Here is a 16,301-nt window from a genome sequence, read left to right on the forward strand (position 1 = left end):
ACGCGCGCCCCGCTCAGTGCTCCGCGTCCGCCCCCTCCGGTCGGACGCGGAGCACCCGCGCTGTGGGGGTCGCCCCGCCGTTGGTGACCTCGAGCGAACCCGAGGCGGCGTCCCACGCCACGGACCACGACCCGAGCGCCGTTGGGAACAGCGGCTCGACGACGACCGCCTGCCCGGCGAAGCCCGGAAGCGGCAACGACACCGATCCCGACGCACCGGGCAGCGACCACACCGACAAGTACAGATCGCCCGACGCAGCCTGCAAGCCGAGCGCGAGCCAGGGGTCCTCCCAGGCCGGCAGCCCGAGCGGCCACACCGGCACCGACGACTCGATGACCTCGAGCACTGCCCGGTGGGCCTCGATCGCAGAACGCACGACCGCCCGCTGCGATGTGCTCATCGAGTTGAGGTAGCCCGACAGGTACATCCGCCCGAGCACCCCGTTCACGAGCGACAGGTCGAACAGGTCGGGCGACATCGACGGCGCCGGGTAGGCCCAGTTCCCGGCCTGCTCGGGCAGCATCGCGGCGGGGGCAGCAGCCGCGATCGACGCCGACAGCACCGGGTCCTGCTGGTCCGAGGTCGACTGCATGTGCAACCGGGACAGCATCGCGGAGTCGGCGCGCATCGCTCCCGAGGCACAGTTCTCGATGAGGAGCGACGGGTACCGGGCCTGCACGTCGTCGAGCCAGTCGAGCAGCGCGCGCTGGTGCTCGAGCATGCCGGAGAACGGCCCCGTCATGGTGTTGTTGTCCATCTTGAAGAACGTGACGCCGAGCGACCCGACCAGTCGATCGACGACGGAGTCCAGGTGCGCCCGCGCGGCCGGTGACCGGAGGTCGAGCAGGTGCCGTCCGTGCTCGGCGACCCGCACTCCCTGGTGGTGGACGAAGGCGTCGTCCGGCAGGGTCGCGGCCAGCGGCGAGTGGATGCCGATGACCTCGGGTTCGAGCCAGAGCCCGGCCTGCATCCCCCGCGACCGGATGTGGTCGATGACGAACCCGAGCCCGGTCGGGAACCGCGACGCAGCTTCCTCCCACGCCCCGACGGTGTCCCACCAGTGCCCCTCGGCGTACCAGCCGGCGTCGATGCAGAACAGGTCCGCTCCGGCATCGGCAGCGGCGTCGATCAACGGCAGCAGCTTCTCGGTGGTCGGGTCGCCCATGAGCGTGTTCATGTAGTCGTTGAACACGAGCGGCAGGGCGCGATCGGCCTCGCGCACGTGCCGGAACGCCCGACGCTGCGCCGTGAGCACCTCGAACGCCCCACCGACCGAGCCGGCGATCCCCACCGAGACCGGCACGGACACGAACGGCTGCCCCGGAGCCACGACCGCCGTCCACTGGTGCTCCTGGTCGGTCGGCCCGCTCAGCAGCACGTACGCGTGCCGTCGGGTCTCGCCGAGCTCGTACAGCCACGGCCCGTTGTGCTCGATCTGCCAGGCCAGCGCGTAGGGCGCAGCGCCAGCGGACGCAGCAGGTGTCAGCACGCCGATCGGCAGTGCCTCACCGGTCGACCACGACCCACGGTTCTGCACGACGGCGCGGCTGCGGGGCGGGTGGTGCTGCGCCTCGCGGTCGATCGCCGCGAGTCCGATCGACCGCAGCGGATCGGTCCACCACCGGCTCTCGGCAGCCCAGTCGTTGTCCGCGTGCACGAGGACTAGGTCGTCGACGCCGACCCCGGAGTCGGTCAGGAACGCCCCGGTCGCGAACGACGACACGAAGTCCACGACGTGCTCACCGTCGTCGGCGGACACCTCGGTCCACGTCTGGAACGCCGGTGCGTCGGCGCGCGCTCGGAACACCGACTCGACCTGGAGGCCCGTGGCCGCGTCCGCCTGCACGATCCGGAACCACGGATCGGTCGCGTCGTCGGACGCACGCCACGACACGGGTCGCAGTCGCGCCCCGATCGTGGAGTCCACGTGCCGGTACCCGCCCGGGAACCGCCCGTGTCCGATCGTCGTCAGCTCCACCAGGGGCTGCGGGTCCGCCGGCCCATCGAGGAGCGCCCCGTCGGCGCGTGCTCCGCCGCTCGCCACGAACGACACGAGTGCTGCGGGCTGGTCGTCGCCGATCCGGAACCGTGCCGAGAACCCGGGGGTGACCCAGTCGGCGAAGGCTCCGCTCACCGTGCGCCGACCGGTGCCGGCTCGCTCGACACCCACGCCCCGACACCGTGGTCGTAGCAGGTGGTGTTGTCGATCTTCGAGCGGTCGAGAGCGCTGCCCGAGGTCACCTTGCGGTCGATGCGCTCCGGGTCGGGGGCGGCCTCGGCGAGCAGTCGGGTGTAGTCGTGCTGCGGGTCGAGGATGACGGCGTCGGAGGGCCCGCGTTCGACGACCCGGCCGCGGTAGAGCACCAGGATCTCGTCGGAGAAGTGGCGTGCGGTCGCCAGGTCGTGCGTGATGTAGAGCACGGCGAGGTGGTCCTCGCGCTGCAGGCGGCCCATCAGGTTGAGCACGCTGAGCCGGATCGACACGTCGAGCATCGACACCGGTTCGTCGGCGATGAGCACCTGGGCGCCGGGGGCGAGTGCGCGGGCGATGGCGACGCGCTGCCGCTGCCCGCCGGAGAGCTCGTGCGGTCGGCGGCTCGCGAAGTCCTCGTCGAGGTTGACGCGGCCGAGCAGTTCGCGCACCTTCTCGGCGGTCTCGTCGGCGCCCCGAGCGCGGTGGTGCAGCTGGAGCGGCCGGGCGATGTGGTGCTCGATCGAGTGGAACGGGTTGAGCGACGCGAAGGGGTCCTGGAACACCATCTGCACGTGCCGGCGGTACATGCTGCCGACGACGGGTGTGCCGTCCTCGAGCCGCACGTCGATCGAGCCGCGGGTGGTGCTCTCGAGCTTGGCGAGCATCCGGGCGATGGTGGACTTGCCCGAGCCGGACTCCCCCACCAACGCCACGGTCTTCCCGGGCAGCAGCTCGAACGACACGTCGTCGACGGCGTGCAAGGTGGTGCGCTTCAGGCCCTTGCGGGTGTGGAAGTCCTTGCCGAGGTGGCTGACGGTCACGCTGGTCATCGGATCTCCTCGTGGACGGCGGCTGCGTGGTCGTCGACGCCGGAGCGGATGAACGCGCCGCGCTCCCCCGACAGGCTCGGGAACGACTGCAGCAGCTTCTGCGTGTACGGGTGCTTCGGGTCGTGCTGGATGACCGAGGCCCGGTCGCACTCGACGACCTCGCCGCGCAGCATGATCGCGATGCGGTCGCTGATCTCGAGCAGCAGCGGCAGGTCGTGCGTGATGAACACGACGGCGAACCCGAGCTCGTCGCGCAGTCGGACGATCTCGCGCAGGATCTCGCGCTGCACCACGACGTCGAGGGCTGTGGTGGGCTCGTCCATGATCATGATCTGCGGTTCGAGCAGCATCGCCATCGCGATCATCACGCGCTGCCGCATGCCGCCGGACAGCTCGTGCGGGTACGCCGTGATGCGGGACGGGTCGACGCCGACGCGGCTCAGGGCGTCCTCGGCGATGGCCCGCCGTTCCTTGCGGGACAGGTCGCGCCGGTGTTCCTTCAGGGCGTCGTCGAGCTGCGCCCGGATGGTGGTGACGGGGTTGAGGGCGTTCATCGCGCCCTGGAACACCATCGACAGCTTCGACCAGCGCACGGCCCGCAGCTGCTCGTGCGGCAGCCCGAGCAGGTCGATGTCGGTGCCGTCGCGGTCGTGGAACGTGATGCTGCCCGAGGCGACCTTCGCCGGCGGTCGGTGCAGCCGGGTGATCGCGTAGGCCAGGGTCGTCTTGCCGCAGCCGGACTCCCCCGCGAGCCCGAGGATCTCGCCGGGTGCCAGGGTGAGCGACACGTCCTTGACGGCGTGCACGGGGTGTTCGGTCTCGTAGACGACGTCGAGGTGGTCGATCGTCAGCACGGCTTCGGCACTCATCGGACGAACTCCTTCGTGGTGCGTGCGGACCGCGAGGCGCGGGCAGCCCGCTTGGCGCGACGTTCGCGCCGCCGCTGGGCACGTACGTTCGCGAGTCGCGGGTTGATGACCTCGTCGATCGAGAAGTTCACCAGGGACAGCCCCATGCCGAGCAGGGCGATGAGCAGGCCGGGCGGCACGAACCACCACCAGGCGCCGTTCGCCAGCGCGAAGCCGTTCTGGGCGTAGAAGAGCATGGTGCCGAGCGTCGACGAGTTCGACGCCCCGAGGCCGAGGAACGACAACCCCGCTTCCCCGAGGATCGCGGCGATCACCGCGAACACGAACTGCGACGCCAGGACGGGCAGCAGGTTCGGCAGGATCTCGACGGCGATGACGCGCCAGGGTCGTTCGCCGGCGACACGGGCGGCGGAGACGTAGTCGCGGTTCCGGATCGACATCGTCTGCGCACGCAGGACCCGGGCGGACCCGGCCCACGACGTGATCGCGAGGACGACGGCGATGGTCCAGAGCCCGCGGGCCTCTCGCGGGACCAGGCCGGAGATGACGATCACGAGCGGCAGGCCGGGGATCACGAGGAACACGTTCGAGAACAGCGAGAACGCCTCGTCCATGATCCCGCCCAGGTAGGCGCCGAGGATCCCGAAGAACGCGGACAGCACCGTGGCGAGGACGCCGACGATCAGGCCGATCTGCAGGCTGCCCCGGGTGGCGTAGGCGAGCTGGGCGAGGACGTCCTGCCCGGTCTGGGTCGTCCCCAGGAGGTTCTCGCCGCTCGGTCCCTGCAGTCCGGAGTCGCGGATGGTGGTCGGGTCGCCGACGAGCAGCGGCCCGACGACGCCGAACAGCGTGACGCCGGCGACGAGGGCGATGCCCGTGATGAGCCACGGGGTCAGGGTCGGCAGGAGACGGCGGATGCCGCCCTTCGGTCGTGACGCTCGGGCCGTGGCGATGCTCCGCGTCGACCCGGCGTCGGCCTCCTCGGCGAGTGCGCCGATGGTGGGTTCGGTGTCCTGCTGGATGTTGGTCATGGCGTGTCCTCCCTAGCTCCGCGCCCGCGTCCGCGGGTCGATGAGCCCGTACAGCAGGTCGACGACGAGGTTCGCGCCGAGGACCGCCAGGGTGATGAACAGGAAGATCCCCTGCATGAGCGCGTAGTCGTTGTTGGTCACGGCGGACAGCAGCTTCGACCCGATGCCCGGGTACGAGAACACCTGCTCGGTGACGACGGAGCCGGACACGATGAACCCGAGGGAGATCGCGAACCCGGCGACGGAGGGCAGCACGGCGTTCCGGGCGGCGTAGTTCCGCAGGATCTTGCCGTCGGACAGCCCCTTGGCCTGGGCGGTGGTGATGTAGTCCTCGGACAGCGTCGACACCATCATGTTGCGCATGCCGAGCAGCCAGCCGCCCAGCGATGCGAGCACAATCGTCACCGCGGGCAGCACCCCGTACTGGATCGCGGAGGCGATGAAGTCCCAGTTGAACCCCGGTGTGAGGATGACGTCGTAGCCGCCCTGTGCCGGGAACAGGTGGATGCCGGTGGCGAAGAAGTACACCAGGATCAGCGCGAGCCAGAAGTACGGCACCGCGGCGAGCAGGGTGGTGGCCGGCACGAACGAGTCGAGCCAGGTGCCCGGACGCCAGCCGACGAAGGCCCCGAGGCCGACGCCGATGATGGCGGCCAGGATGGTCGCGATGCCGACCAGGGCGATGGTCCACGGCAGCGAGCTCGCGATGACCTCGGTGACGGGGGCCGGGAAGTAGCTGACGGACACCCCGAGGTCACCGCGGAACACGTTGACCAGGTAGTGGCCGTACTGGGAGATCAGCGGCTCCGAGGAATCGCCACCGAGGAGCAGCTCGTACGCCTGCCGTGTCGCCGGGGTCACCTGCCCGCCGCGCTGCTGGAGCTTGGCGAGCAGGATGTCCACCGGGTTCCCGGGCAGCAGCCGCGGGATGATGAAGTTCAGCGTCAGTGCCGCCCACAGCGCGACGATGTAGAAGCCGATCTTGCGCAGGAAGTAGGTCATCGTCGAGTGCTCCTCGGTCGCGATCCCATCGTGGTCAGCCCTTCGCCGGCTTCAGCGCCTTGAAGATCTCGGCGTTGTCGGGGCTCGCCCAGACCGCCGGGAAGGCGTAGAGGTCGTCCTTCGTGGGCCAGCCGGTGAACTTCGCCGCGTGGAACTCACTCGTCGTGCCGCCGGTCATCACCGGGATGTACGGCAGGTCCTCGACGATGTGCTGCTGGATCGTGTCGAGTTCCGGCTGCGTGGCGGCGGTGTCCTCGGGGTTGATCGTCGCGAGCTTCGCGATGGCCTTGTCCACGTCGGGGTTGCTGTACCGCGAGATGTTCATCGGGGCTGCTGCACCGACCTTCGCGGTGTTCGCCGTCGTGAAGTAGTTGTTGTACAGGTAGTACGGGTTCGCCGTCGGGCCCTGGCCGAGCGAGTCGATGGCGAGCTCGAAGTTGCCCTTGGTCTTCTTGTCGGTCCACTCGTTCCACGACGACTGCTGCGCCTTGAGCTCGATGCCCGCGGCCTTGAGCTGCTGCGTCATCGTGTCGATCGCGGTGATGTAGTCGGTCCAGCCGGTGACGACCTCGACGGTCAGGGACAGCTTCTTGCCGTCCTTGGCGTAGATGCCGTCGGCGCCCTTCTTCCACCCGGCGCCCTCGAGCGACGACGCGGCGGCGGCCTTGTCGGCGGTCTCCGGCATCACGGCCAGCTCGATGTCCTTCGAGATGGTGTCCTTCTGCGTCGTGGTGAGCGCGAAGGTCGGCGAGATCTCGCTCGCGGTGTTCTCGAACGCCAGCGAGTTGAGCTGCTTGCGGTTGATCGCGTCGGCGATGGCGTGCCGGACGGCCGGGTCGGTCTGCGGGCCGGTGCAGCCGAGGTCGGTGTTCGCGCAGGTGAGCAGCGCCATCTGGTTCTGGCCGACGGTGATGCCGTCGTAGCCGTTGTAGTTGCCGGCGATGTCGTCCATGTTCGGCACCGGGCCGGTCTGCCAGTCGATCGAGCCCTGCTTGAGCGCGTCGGCGCCGGCGGTGTTGCCGGAGAGCGACAGGTAGCGGATGGTCTTCACGGCGGGGGCGCCGTCCCAGTACTTCTTGTTCGCCTCGAGGGTGAAGGCCTGCGCCTTGAAGGTGCCGAGCGTGTACGGACCGGTGCCGACGGGCTCGCGCACGACGTCGGTGGTCGGGTCGATGTCCTTCCACAGGTGCTCGGGCACGATCCAGGTCTTGCCGAGCAGGTTCGGGCCGAGCACGAACGACGGCTTGTCGAAGGTGACGACGACCTTGGAGTCGCCGTCTGCCTTCGCGGTGCCGTCGTAGCCGATCGAGTTCAGGGCCTTCTGCTTCTTGAGCATGTCCAGCGTGAACACGACGTCCTTCGAGGTGAAGGGCTCGCCGTCGCTCCAGGTCGCCCCGTCGCGCAGTGTGATGGTGAGCTGCGTGCCGTCGGTGTTCCACTCGTACGACTTGCCGAGCAGCGGCTTCGGGTCGTTCGTGTTGACGTTGGTGATGAAGAACAGCGACTCGTAGATCGTGCCGACGCCGCCGATGTTGGACGGCGACCACGGGTTGAAGTTGATCTGGTAGTCGCCGGATTGTCCGGTGTAGGCGACCAGGGTCGAGGCGGCGTCGCCCTTCGTGCTGGCGTTGCCGCTCGCGCTGCAGCCGCTCAGCGCGAGGCCGGCGGCGAGGAGGACGGCGGCGCCGATGGCGAGCCGTGAACGGGTTGGGTTGAACATCGTTGTCCTCTCGGTCTGCGTCGTCGCAGGATCCACGTTGTGAGCGTGATTGTTACACGCGTAAACTAAGGCGGTCAAGGGGTCGGGTCACGGCCCCGTCACGATTGAGGAGACGCAATGGAGCGGACCACCCTGGACGGCACGTGGACGGTCGAGGCGGTGCACGGCCCGGCACAGGCCGATGCGCACCGGGAGCCGGTCGCCGCGATCGTCCCCGGCTGCGTGCACACCGACCTGCTGCGGGCGGGCCGGATCCCCGACCCGTTCGACGGCGACAACGAGGCTGCGACCCAGTGGATCGGCGACACGGTGTGGCGGTACCGCCGCACCTTCGCGTGGTCGGGCGAGACCGGCACGGGCCCGACCACGCACGCCCGCCACGACCTCGTCGCCGAGGGGCTCGACACCCTCGCGACGATCGAGCTGAACGGCATCGTCGTCGCCACCACCGCGAACCAGCACCGCGCGTACCGGTTCCCCGTCGGGCACCTGCTGCGCCCCGGCACGAACGAGCTCGTGATCACCTTCGACGCCCCGGTCCCCGCGGCCGAGCGACTGTCCGCCCTGCACGGCGGCGAACTCCCCCACGTCAACCACCACCCGTACAACGCGCTCCGCAAGAACGCGTCGAACTTCGGCTGGGACTGGGGCATCGACGTCGCAACGAGCGGCATCTGGAAGTCGATCGGCATCGAGTCGTGGAGCGGCGCCCGCATCGCGGCCGTCCGCCCCCTCGTCGACGTCGACGGCACCACCGGCGTGCTCACCGCGCACGTCGACGTCGAGTCCGCAGGTTCCACCGGGGCCTTCTCCCAGCACATCGGGTCGGCTCCGGTCGCAGGGGTGTCCGGTCGGGCCGGCCTGGAGGCGCGGGTCACCCTGACCCCGCACGTCACCCCCGGCGGGTCCGACGGCCACGGCGTCGCCCTGGCCGAGCAGAGCACGTCCGCCCCCGGCGCGAGCGGCACCGAGGCGGCGGCGACACCCGTCGGGTCCGGCACCGTGCCTCCCGGCCGCCCGTCCGCGCCGGGCGCGACGTCCGTCACCAGCGTGCGCGCCGTCGTCGACGGCTCCGCCGTCGTGCGGCTCGAGGTCCCCGACGTCGCCGTCTGGTGGCCGCGCGGCGAGGGCGAGCAGCCGTTGTACGACGTCCGGGTCGAGGTCGGCGACGACGTCTGGACCGGCCGCGTCGGGTTCCGCTCCGTGACGCTCGACACCGCCGCCGACGCCGGCGGAGCCCCGTTCCTGCTCCGGGTGAACGACCGGCCGGTGATCGTGCGGGGCGCGAACTGGATCCCCGACCACGCGTACCTGACCGAGATGACGCCCGAGCGCTACGCCGACCGGATCGACGACGCGATCGAGGCGAACGTCAACCTGCTCCGCATCTGGGGCGGCGGGATCTACGAGTCCGACGACCTGTACGACCGCTGCGACGAGCTCGGCGTGCTCGTCTGGCAGGACTTCCTGTTCGCCTGCGCCGCCTACGCCGAGGAGCCCTGGCTCGCCGACGAGGTCGAGCCCGAGGTCCGCGAAGCGGTCACCCGGCTCAGCCCGCACCCGTCGCTCGTGGTGTGGAACGGCAACAACGAGAACCTCGTCGCCTACGCCGAGTGGGGCTGGCGGCCGTCGCTCGTCGGCCGGACCTGGGGCAACGGCTACTACCGCTCGCTCCTGCCCGCGATCGTCGCCGAGCTCGACCCGACCCGTCCGTACACGCCGGGCAGCCCGTTCTCGTTCGACGAGTACCTGACGCCGAACGACGAGCGGAACGGCAGCGTGCACATCTGGGACGTCTGGAACCGGCTCGACTACCGCGCCTACGCCGACTGGAACCCGCGGTTCGTGGCGGAGTTCGGGTTCCAGGGCCCGCCCGCCTGGTCGACCCTGACCGCGGTGGTGCACGACGAGCCGCTCGACCCCGACGGCCACGAGATGCTCGTGCACCAGAAGGCCGACCAGGGCAACCGGAAGCTCGCCGACGGCATGCGCGGGCACCTGCCGACGCCGACGAGCATCGAGGACTGGCACTGGGCGTCACAGCTCAACCAGGCGCACGCGATCCGCTTCGGCATGGAGTGGTTCCGGTCCCGCACGCCCGACAACACCGGGATGATCGTCTGGCAGCTCAACGACGACTGGCCCGTGGTGTCCTGGGCGCTCGTCGACCACGCGGGCATCCGGAAACCGGTCTGGTACGCGGTGCGGCAGGCCTACCAGCCGGTGTTGCTCACCGTGCAGCCGGCTGCGGTCGGGACTGCGAGCGCCGCCGGGGCTGCGGGCGCGGCCGGCACTGCTGGTGGGCTCGACGTCGTGCTCGTGAACGCGTCCGGGGCGCCGGCCGCAGACGAGGTCACGGTCTCCCGCGTCGCGTTCGACGGCACGGTGCTCGACTCGTCGTCGTTCTCGCTCGCCGCCGCACCCGCCGACGCCGACCGGGTCACGCTGCCGGCCTCGCTCGCCGTGCCCGGGGACGCCGGGTCCGAGGTGCTCGTCGTCACCGGAGCCGGAACCCGCACGGTGTTCGACTTCGCCGAGGTCGTCGACCAGGTGCTCGCCCGCGCACCGCTGTCCGCGTCGGTCACGGCGACGGACGACGGGGCGGTCGTCACGGTGACGGCGACGTCCTACGCGCGGGACGTCTCGCTGTTCCCGGACCGTGTGGACCCGGCCGCTCGGGTCGACGACGGACTGGTGTCCCTGCTGGCCGGCGAGTCGGTGACCTTCACGGTGACGGGTGCGCCGGGCATCGACCCCGAGGCACTCGTCGGCCCGTTCGTCCTCCGTCACGCGGGCTCGCTCCTCCCCTGACGAGCCCGGCGCTCGGGCGGGGACGGGTTCTGCCAGCGGCGTGACGGTTCTGGTTCACGATCCTGCGAGATCGCGAACCAGAACCGTCAGCGCACCAGTACGGCCGCCTCGTCCCGCCGAGCGGGCGAAACACCCGCGTGTGCACGCCACGAACCGGGATGTTCCGCCCGCTCGCCGGCCGCGCCTGCCCGACCACGGCCGACGGCCGACGGCCGACGGCCGACGCCAGCCGGCCGTCGGCGGCCGGCAGGCCGACGGCGGCCGGCAGGCCGACGGCGGCAGGCAGGCCGACGGCGGCAGGCAGGGTCGCGTCAGTCGAGGGCGTGCAGCTCGAACACGATCGCGGTCGCGGGGGCCAGCAGCGGCAGCCGCGCCCCGACGTCCTCGAGCACCGCGCCCGACAGCTCCAGGTGCCCGCGCACGAGCCACGCCGGCGGCACCATGTCGAGCCCGTGCGGCACCCGCAGCCCCGTGACGGGCGCCAGCCGGTAGCGCCGCGCCCGGTCGATCCCCCGCATCCGCAACGGCACCGGCAGCGACTGCGGCCCGGTCTCGGTCCGTGCGACCCGCACCAGCGCCCGCGACCGGTCGACGGCGACGACCGAGGTCGCCACGAGCCCGGGGTCGCCGAGCTCGAGGTGCCGCAGCCGGCCGGTGTGCAGCAGCCCGCGTTCCCGCTTGTACAACGCCGTCCACGCCCGCAGCCGGTCGAGCTCCGCAGGCGCCAGTCGGGTGACGTCGGTCTCGATGCCGGCGGAACCGAACAGCGACACCGCCATCCGGAAGTCCAGGTCGAGGTGCCGTCCGGTGGTGTGCGAGACCTCGGGGCCGACGTGCGAGCCGATCAGCTCGAGCGGCAGCAGTGCCTCGGTCCACCGCTGGATCGGCAGGCGTTCGAACGCGTCGTTCGAGTCCGACGGCCACACCCGGTCGGTGCGCTCCAGCACGCCGAGGTCCACCCGGGCGCCGCCGCTCGCGCACGCCTCGATCTCGAGCCACGGGTGCCGGGCGCGCAGGGCGTCCATCAGCGACCAGACCCCGCGGGTGTGCGCGTCGATGCCGGCACGTCCGGCGTGGACCGCGTGCACGATGTCGCGGTTCTGGTCCCACTTCACGAAGTCGACGTGGTGCGCCCCGATGACGGCGGACATCGCCTCGAGCACGTGCGCCCGCGCGAGCGGGTTCGCCATGTCGAGCACGTACTGGTTCCGCCAGGTGCGGACGTCGTCCTCGGGGCGCTGCAGCAGCCACTCGGGGTGCGCGGCCGCGAGCTCGGACACCGGGCTCACCATCTCGGGCTCGAACCACAGCCCGAACTCCATGCCGAGTCCGCGGACCCGGTCGACGAGCGGCCCGAGGCCGTCCGGCCACACCGTCGGGTCGACGCGCCAGTCCCCCAGCGACGTCGAGTCCGAGCGGCGCCCGAGGAACCAGCCGTCGTCGAGCACGAACCGCTCGACACCGATGTCCGCCGCGGTCTCGGCCAGTGCCACCAGGGGCGCGAGGCCCTGCCGGTAGTAGACGGCCTCCCACGTGTTGAGCACCACCGGCCGGGGGCGCTTCGGGTGACCGGGGCGGCTGCGGAGTGAGTCGTGCAGCCGGTCGGACAGGCCGTCGAGCCCGGCGTCGCTCCACACGAAGACGGCGTCGGGCGCGGCGAAGGACTCCCCCTGCCCGAGGACCACCTCGCCGGCGCGCAGGAGTTCCCCGGCACCGAGCAGCGGTCGCGCCTCGGCGAGCAGGTCGTACCGGTGCACCGAGTCGGCGCTCCAGGCCAGGTGCACGCCCCAGACCTCACCGGAAGCGTCCGAGAACCCCGGCGTCCCGAGCACGAGCAGCGTCGGGGCGTCGTGGCCGGTGCGACCGCGGCGGCTCTCCCGCGCATGGCTACCGGAGGTCAGGGTCCGGCGCTGCGGGGTGCGCTCCCGGGTCCAGCGTCCGGCCAGGTCGAGCACCTCGCCGACCCGTTCGCCCACGGGCAGCGTCGCCTCGAGTGCCTGCAGGTGGACGGGCGCTGCGGCCCCGTTCGTCACGGTGTGGCCGACGCGCAGCACGCCCGCGTCGTCGAGCCGGAAGGCACTCCGCAGCAGCAGTTCGTCGGACACCGCGGTCACGACCAGCGCGCCGGGCTCCGCGGTCACCTCGACGTCGCGCCACCGCGGCACGAGCGGCAGCCCGTCGACGTGTCCGGCGATCGCGGGTCGCCCCTCCCACCCGTCGCGTTCGGTCGGCAGCACGGTCAGTGGCCAGGCCGCGTCGAGGGCGCTCGGTCCGAGCGGCCGTCCGAGCGCGAGCAGCAGTTCGGCGCCGTCGCCGTCCGTCACGGGTCCGACGTCGCGGCCCCAGTGCAGCACCTCGGGCAGCCCGTCGTCGGCGGTCGCCAGCACGAGCGACACCCCGCCGCCGCGCAGGACCTGCACCTGCCGTCCGTCGAGTGCGCGCGCCGGCGCCGGACCGCGTTCCACGACGGTCACGACGCACGCTCCTCGCGCAGGACGCGGACGCGACCGGCGGGCACGACGGTCTCCGGCCCGTGGCCGGAGCCGTCGAGCAGGTCCGTACCGGACGCGACGACCGTCACGTCGGCAGCGCGGTGGTTGACGAGGAACAGGAACACGGAACCGTCGTCGTGGACGCGGCGCACCGCCTCCAGGCCGGGAGGCGCGGTGACCGTCCGCGGGAGCGCGCGCTCCTCGATGACCCGGTCCACGAGCCGCTGGGCGCTCTGGGCAGGCAGCATCGCGGACACGTACCAGGCGCCGCCGCCGACGGCGCGGCGGGTGACCGCTGCGCGGTCCGCGAGCGATCCGTCCGTGTAGCGGAGCACGACGTCGGCGTCGTCGACCACGACGGCCTCGGCCCAGTCGGTGACGGTGCCGCCGTCGTCGAGCGTGCGGATCTCGTCGCGTTGCAGCGGGGTGAACTCCTCGCTCCAGGCACCGAGCACCTGCCGGAACGCGCCCGGGTAGCCGCCGGCACGGATGCGGGCGGTCTCGTCGGCGACGCCGGACAGGTAGGTGACGATGAGGGTCGCGCCGCGGTCGACCACCGCGGCGATCCGTGCGGCGGTGGCGTCGTCGACGATGAGCATCGTGGGGACGACCACCACGTCGTAGCCGTCGAGGTCGGCGTCCGAGGGCACGACGTCGGTGAGCACCTGCCGGTCGTGGAACGCGGCGTACCAGGCACGGAGCTCCCGCGAGTACCGCAGTCCCCGGTGCGGCTTCAGCCCGGACTGCAGCGCCCAGCCGGACGGCTCGTCGACGACGATCGCGACCCGGGCGGGCTCGACGCGGCTGCCCTGCACGGGGGCGAGGTCGCGGAGTGCGCGGCCGAGCGCGACGACCTCGCGCCAGATCCGGGTGCGGGTACCGGCGTGCGGGACCATCGCGGAGTGGAACTGCTCGGCCCCCGCGGTGGAGGCCCGCCACTGGAAGAACATTGCGCCGTCGGACCCACGGGCGACGTGCGCGAGCGAGTTGCGCAGGATCTCGCCCGGTTCCTTCGCCCGGTTGCGCTGCTGCCAGCTCGGGCCGCCCGTCGAGTGCTCCATGAGCAACCACGGGGTGCGGCCGGCGGTGATGCCGCGCATCCGGTCCGCGGCGAGGGCGAGGTCCTGCTCGCGGTGCGGGTCGTCGACGAGCGTGTAGTGGTCGTTCGCCGGGATCGCGACGTGCTTCGCCCACGCGGCGTAGTCGACGACCTGCGACCCCGCACCGACCATGAAGTTCGTCGTGACGGGGACGTCCGAGTACTGCTCGATGACGGCTTTCTCGGCGTCGAAGTGCCGGAGCAGGGCGTCGGACGAGTACCGCTCGAAGTCCAGGAAGAGGCCGGGGTTCGGTGCGCCGCCGACGCCACGCGGGGGTGAGACCTCGTCGAAGGACGTGTAGTTGTGTCCCCAGAAGGCCGTTCCCCACGCGGCGTTCGCGGTGTCGACGTCCCCGTACCGGTCGGCGAGCCAGCGCCGGAAGTCCGCTGCCGACTCCTCGCAGTAGCAGCGGCCGTTCCCGCCACCGAGCTCGTTGCTCACGTGCCACAGCCGCACCGCCGGGTGGTGACCGTACCGTTCGGCCAGGGCGCCGACGATCCGCAGGGCGTGCTCGCGGAAGACCGTCGACGCCGCACACCACCCGAGGCGTCCGCCCGGGCGCTCCCGTCGCTCCGTCGCGTCCACCGGAAGGACCTCGGGGTGGGCGGTCAGCAGCCAGTTCGGCGGGGCGGCGGTCGGCGTCGCGAGGTCCACGGCGATGCCGTTGTCGTGCAGCAGGGCGATGACGTCGTCGAGCCAGTCGAAGGTGTACTCCCCCGGCGACCGCTCGAGCAGCGCCCACGAGAAGACCCCGATCGTGACCAGGTTCACCCCGGCCTCGCGCATCAGGCGGACGTCCTCGAACCAGACCTCGCGCGGCCACTGTTCAGGACTGTAGTCGCCGCCGAACGACAGGCCGTCGGTCGGCCACGGGACGGTGGGGGCAGCGGTCACGGCATCTCCTTCGATGGGTGGACCGCACCAGCCTCCCGTCTCCAGCGGTGTTTGTCAACGTGTGTAACTAACGCACTGTCAGTGGTGCCGCATCAGGTCTCCAGCAGCTGCCGGATCGCGAGGACCGCCCCCGCTCGCGCCCACTCCGAGAACTCGAACGGCTGCACCTCGACGGTCACCGGCTGCCGGTACGGCGCCAGGGCCGCACGGAGCGACTCGTCCACCGTGGTCCGTGCCAGGTCGTACACCGGCAGCCCGTCGCCGGTCAGGACGATCGCGGCAGGGTCGGCGATGTGCACCGCGGTGGCCAGGACGACACCGAGTGCTCGTCCGGCGTCCTCGAACGCCGCCACGGCCTGCTCGTCACCGTTCCGCGCGAGCTCGACGACTTGCTCGTACGACGATCCCTCTCGCCCGGCATTCCGCACGATCACCGGACTCGGCAGGTAGCTCGAGGCACACCCCGCGTGCCCGATGCCGCAGTCGGGCCCACCACCGAGGACCGGAAGGTGCCCGATCCGACCGAGTCGCCCGTGCTCGCCCGTGGAGACCTGCCCGTTCACGATGAGTCCGAGCCCGAGCCCCTCACCCACCGTGACCAGGGCCATGGACCCGCGGCCGGCGCCGGCACCGAACCAGTGCTCCTTGACGGTCAGGGCGTGGACGTCGTTCGCCGTGAAGGCTGCGAGCCCCGTTCGCTCCCGGACCATCCGTGCGAACGGGAGGTCGGTCCACCCGAGGAACGGCGACGACGCCACGACGGCCTCTCCGCCCCGGATGAGGACGTCACCGGGCAGGGACACCCCGACGGCACAGATCGCAGGGTGCACGGCACGGAGGCGCTCGTGCACGGTGCTGATCTGGTCGGCCAGGTCTTCCGGGACGGTGGACGGGACGGTCTCCTCGTGCAGGGCGAGTACCCGCCCGCCCAGGTCGGTCACCGCGGCGTACAGGCGCTCCCGGGTCAGCTTCACGCCGAGGAACTCCCACTGCCCCGAACTCGACTGCAGCAGCTCCGAGGGCCGACCGGTGGCCCCACGCACGTCGGTCCCGACCTCGACCACGAGCCGGTGTGCCACGAGCATGCGCATCGCCCGGGTCAGGCTCGCGCGCGACAGCCCGAGCGACCGTGCGATCTCCGCCCGCGAGAGCGTGCCGTGGATGAGGATCTCCCGCAGTGCCAAGCGGGAACCCTCGGGCAGTGCCGGCCAGGCTTCGGTCATCGTTCCTCCGTCGTCGGCTGATCCTACGGCTCAGCCCGGAAACGCAGAAAACCCCTGACCAGTGCTGGTCAGGGGTTCCCTGGTGTTGCAACGTTAAGTCCGGCGGCGTCCTACTCTCCCACAAGGTCCCCCTTG

Annotated in this window: 10 protein-coding genes; 1 reads left to right on the plus strand and 9 read right to left on the minus strand. The window is 71.4% G+C overall.

Translation table 11 applies throughout. The features are described from left to right. Positions 1-13 precede the first annotated feature (13 nt). The 6 genes from EDF47_RS17540 to EDF47_RS17565 are packed head-to-tail and all read right to left on the minus strand — an operon-like array spanning position 14 to position 7,646. Positions 14-2,170: a glycoside hydrolase family 36 protein gene (locus tag EDF47_RS17540; RefSeq protein WP_166673263.1), complete on the minus strand. Its 2,157-nt coding sequence runs from the start codon at positions 2,168-2,170 to the stop codon at positions 14-16. Further along, on the minus strand, positions 2,131-3,024 hold the full coding sequence (locus EDF47_RS17545; protein WP_123340275.1) for an ATP-binding cassette domain-containing protein: 894 nt from the start codon (positions 3,022-3,024) through the stop codon (positions 2,131-2,133). Before EDF47_RS17545 ends, EDF47_RS17540 begins: the two co-directional genes overlap by 40 nt. Beyond that, positions 3,021-3,893, minus strand: coding sequence for an ABC transporter ATP-binding protein (locus EDF47_RS17550; RefSeq protein ID WP_123313058.1), 873 nt, complete (start codon positions 3,891-3,893; stop codon positions 3,021-3,023). Before EDF47_RS17550 ends, EDF47_RS17545 begins: the two co-directional genes overlap by 4 nt. Beyond that, the gene (locus EDF47_RS17555; protein WP_133938818.1) at positions 3,890-4,924 is read right to left on the minus strand and encodes an ABC transporter permease; all 1,035 of its coding nucleotides are present in this window, start codon (positions 4,922-4,924) and stop codon (positions 3,890-3,892) included. Before EDF47_RS17555 ends, EDF47_RS17550 begins: the two co-directional genes overlap by 4 nt. A 12-nt stretch (positions 4,925-4,936) precedes the next feature. After that, positions 4,937-5,926 carry an ABC transporter permease gene (locus tag EDF47_RS17560; protein ID WP_111086984.1) on the minus strand — a complete coding sequence of 330 codons (990 nt, stop codon included), beginning with the start codon at positions 5,924-5,926 and terminating at the stop codon, positions 4,937-4,939. Positions 5,927-5,960: 34 nt separating this feature from the next. Further along, positions 5,961-7,646 carry an ABC transporter substrate-binding protein gene (locus EDF47_RS17565; protein WP_133938820.1) on the minus strand — a complete coding sequence of 562 codons (1,686 nt, stop codon included), beginning with the start codon at positions 7,644-7,646 and terminating at the stop codon, positions 5,961-5,963. 117 nt (positions 7,647-7,763) lie between these two features. On the opposite strand from EDF47_RS17565, the gene EDF47_RS17570 reads away from it, so the two are divergent. After that, positions 7,764-10,457 carry a glycoside hydrolase family 2 protein gene (locus EDF47_RS17570; RefSeq protein WP_133938822.1) on the plus strand — a complete coding sequence of 898 codons (2,694 nt, stop codon included), beginning with the start codon at positions 7,764-7,766 and terminating at the stop codon, positions 10,455-10,457. Between the two features lie 311 nt (positions 10,458-10,768). On the opposite strand, the gene EDF47_RS17575 is transcribed toward EDF47_RS17570, so the two are convergent. From EDF47_RS17575 to EDF47_RS17585, 3 genes are all read right to left on the minus strand, one after another. Continuing rightward, the gene (locus EDF47_RS17575; protein WP_243834080.1) at positions 10,769-12,931 is read right to left on the minus strand and encodes an alpha-galactosidase; all 2,163 of its coding nucleotides are present in this window, start codon (positions 12,929-12,931) and stop codon (positions 10,769-10,771) included. Then, a complete protein-coding gene (locus tag EDF47_RS17580; protein ID WP_133938824.1) occupies positions 12,928-14,943 on the minus strand; it encodes a beta-galactosidase in 2,016 nt (671 codons plus the stop codon). Before EDF47_RS17580 ends, EDF47_RS17575 begins: the two co-directional genes overlap by 4 nt. A 92-nt stretch (positions 14,944-15,035) precedes the next feature. Beyond that, positions 15,036-16,166: an ROK family transcriptional regulator gene (locus EDF47_RS17585; protein WP_133938826.1), complete on the minus strand. Its 1,131-nt coding sequence runs from the start codon at positions 16,164-16,166 to the stop codon at positions 15,036-15,038. Between the last annotated feature and the right edge of the window lie 135 nt (positions 16,167-16,301).

It is taken from the genome of Curtobacterium sp. PhB190, assembly GCF_004365385.1.
In the GTDB taxonomy this organism is placed as follows: Bacteria; Actinomycetota; Actinomycetes; order Actinomycetales; family Microbacteriaceae; genus Curtobacterium.

Bases quoted from the DNA above. Each gene is read 5' to 3' on its own strand.
- EDF47_RS17545 (WP_123340275.1), bottom strand. From the start codon at position 3,024: ATGACCAGCGTGACCGTCAGCCACCTCGGCAAGGACTTCCACACCCGC.
- EDF47_RS17550 (WP_123313058.1), bottom strand. From the start codon at position 3,893: ATGAGTGCCGAAGCCGTGCTGACGATCGACCACCTCGACGTCGTCTAC.
- EDF47_RS17555 (WP_133938818.1), bottom strand. From the start codon at position 4,924: ATGACCAACATCCAGCAGGACACCGAACCCACCATCGGCGCACTCGCC.
- EDF47_RS17560 (WP_111086984.1), bottom strand. From the start codon at position 5,926: ATGACCTACTTCCTGCGCAAGATCGGCTTCTACATCGTCGCGCTGTGG.
- EDF47_RS17565 (WP_133938820.1), bottom strand. From the start codon at position 7,646: ATGTTCAACCCAACCCGTTCACGGCTCGCCATCGGCGCCGCCGTCCTC.
- EDF47_RS17570 (WP_133938822.1), top strand. From the start codon at position 7,764: ATGGAGCGGACCACCCTGGACGGCACGTGGACGGTCGAGGCGGTGCAC.
- EDF47_RS17585 (WP_133938826.1), bottom strand. From the start codon at position 16,166: ATGACCGAAGCCTGGCCGGCACTGCCCGAGGGTTCCCGCTTGGCACTG.